The organism is Sphingopyxis sp. (genome assembly GCF_036402335.1).
In the GTDB taxonomy this organism is placed as follows: Bacteria; Pseudomonadota; Alphaproteobacteria; order Sphingomonadales; family Sphingomonadaceae; genus Sphingopyxis.
The window spans coordinates 1-2,085 of record NZ_DASWTD010000386.1 but is presented as its reverse complement, the minus strand read 5'-3'; the positions used below and the strand labels follow the sequence as shown (position 1 = coordinate 2,085).

The 2,085-nt window shown below is 64.0% G+C and carries 2 protein-coding genes, 1 tRNA gene and 1 pseudogene; 2 read left to right on the top strand and 2 right to left on the bottom strand.

The genetic code is table 11. From position 1 onward, the window contains the following. Nucleotides 1-221: pseudogene (locus VGD20_RS12255) on the bottom strand (sugar ABC transporter permease); the annotation flags it as partial. Then, a complete protein-coding gene (locus tag VGD20_RS12250; protein WP_331134713.1) occupies nucleotides 218-1,165 on the bottom strand; it encodes an ABC transporter ATP-binding protein in 948 nt (315 codons plus the stop codon). The gene VGD20_RS12250 and the pseudogene VGD20_RS12255, both read right to left, overlap by 4 nt. 91 nt (nucleotides 1,166-1,256) lie before the next feature. On the opposite strand from VGD20_RS12250, the gene VGD20_RS12245 reads away from it, so the two are divergent. Further along, nucleotides 1,257-1,342: transfer RNA gene (locus tag VGD20_RS12245), tRNA-Leu, on the top strand. Between the two features lie 126 nt (nucleotides 1,343-1,468). Next, nucleotides 1,469-2,085, top strand: a 617-nt coding sequence (locus VGD20_RS12240; protein ID WP_414714571.1) for an alpha/beta hydrolase family protein, incomplete at its 3' end; no start/stop codon positions are given.

The window sequence follows — 2,085 nt, the reverse complement described above, 5'->3', positions numbered from 1 at the left end:
CTTTCGGTGAACATCGTGAGCATCATCAGCCCCGGCACGATGAACGCGCCATAGGGGACGTTGCTCACCTCGGTCATCCGGCTGCCGATCGCCGATCCGAAGACGACGAAATAGAGCGCGGTAGTGATGACCGGCAGCATCAGGCTGGTCCAGAAGGTACGCCCGAAGCGCGCCATTTCGAAGAGGTAGATGGCGCGAATGCCGCGGACGTTCGAAATCATGCGGCCGCTCCTGCGCTGTTCTTGTTTTCATGCACCAGCCCGACGAAAATATCCTCGAGCGAGCTCTGCTTGGTGTGCAGATCCTTGAAGGCGATGCCGATATCGCTCATCCGGCGCAGCAACGACGGGACGCCCGTCGCCTCGGCGTGGCTGTCGAATTCGTAGATCAGTTCGTTGCCGTCGCCCGCGAGCGCGAGCTTCCATTGCGCCAGCTCGCCGGGAACGACCGCCAGCGGCTCGGCGAGGTTGAGCGTCAGCGTCTTGCGGCCGAGCTTCTTGATCAGCGCGTGCTTCTCCTCGACGAGGATCAGCTTGCCGTGGCTGATCACACCGACGCGGTCGGCCATCTCCTCGGCTTCTTCGATATAATGGGTGGTCAGGATGATCGTGACCCCGCGCTCGCGCAGGCCGCGAACCATGTTCCACATGTCGCGGCGCAGCTCGACGTCGACTCCGGCGGTCGGCTCGTCGAGGAACAGGATCTCGGGTTCGTGGGAGAGCGCCTTGGCGATCATCACGCGGCGCTTCATGCCGCCCGACAGCTCCATGATCTTCGATGTGCGCTTGTCCCACAGCGACAGGTCGCGCAGCAATTGCTCGATGAAGGCCGCATCGCGCGGCTTGCCGAACAGGCCCCGCGAAAAGCTGACGGTCGCCATCACCGTCTCGAACGCATCGGTGTGCAGTTCCTGCGGCACCAGCCCGATCATCGTCCGCGCCGCGCGGTAATCGCGCGCATGGTCGTGTCCGGCGACGGTCACCGTCCCCGCAGTAGCGGTCACGATCCCGCAGACGATGCTGATCATCGTCGTCTTGCCAGCGCCGTTCGGCCCGAGCAGCGCGAAAATCTCGCCCTTGTTGATGGTGAGGTCGACATCGCTCAGCGCCGTGTGACCACTTTTATAGGTTTTTCCGAGGCCGGAAATTTCGAGGACTGGAGTCATGCCATGCCGTCTAGCCGAGCCGCCGCATGGCGTGAAGCGGCAAACATCGCTTGACCTGCATGGGCCCATCGGCTTGACCGGCGTCGGTCATGCGGACGTGGCGAAATCGGTAGACGCAGCAGACTTAAAATCTGCCGGCCTAGTGTCATGCGGGTTCAAGTCCCGCCGTCCGCACCATCGCCGGCGTGCCCCGTAATGCACCGACGCGCCGATGCGCCGCGTCGGCCTTGGCTTTAGCTGTTTTACTGATATAATACAGCTTCACATCGCCTTACTTGCCGCATCTCTCAGTCACGGGACGTCATGCCAACAACCGATCGAACCGCCCCCAAGGAACGTCGCCTCCTCCGCAACGTCGCGATACCGGCACTGATGGCGGTTTCGACGATGGCGCCGCCGGCCGCCGCCGCCGAAAACGACTGCGCGCTCGGCACCTACCGCGCCGCGGATGGCGAAGTGATCGACGTCGCCGCGTCGGACGAAGGTGCACTGCGCTGGCGCAGCCTTGATGGGCACACCGGCGAGCTCAAGTGTGACGGCGACCATTGGACGGGCACCACAGGCTGGACGGGACGTCGCGACGGGTTGCAGGTCCGGTTCGATTGTGCCGCGAACTCGGCGCAATTCGGCGAGCGCAAGGCGCAGCGCATTGCGCTGGAAAAGCGCGAGACCAGCTTTACCAGCCACGGCACGCGCCTTGTCGGCCGCCTTGTCCTGCCACCCGGCGACGGCCCGGTCCCGGTGGTTGTCCTGCTCCACGGCTCAGAACCCGATTCGGCGCGCGACTTCAATTCGCTCCAGCGCATGCTCCCCGCCGCCGGCGTCGGTGCGTTCGTTTACGACAAGCGTGGCACGGGCGCTTCGGGCGACAAATATACACAGGTCTTTTCGCTCCTCGCCGACGATGCCGTCGCTGCGCT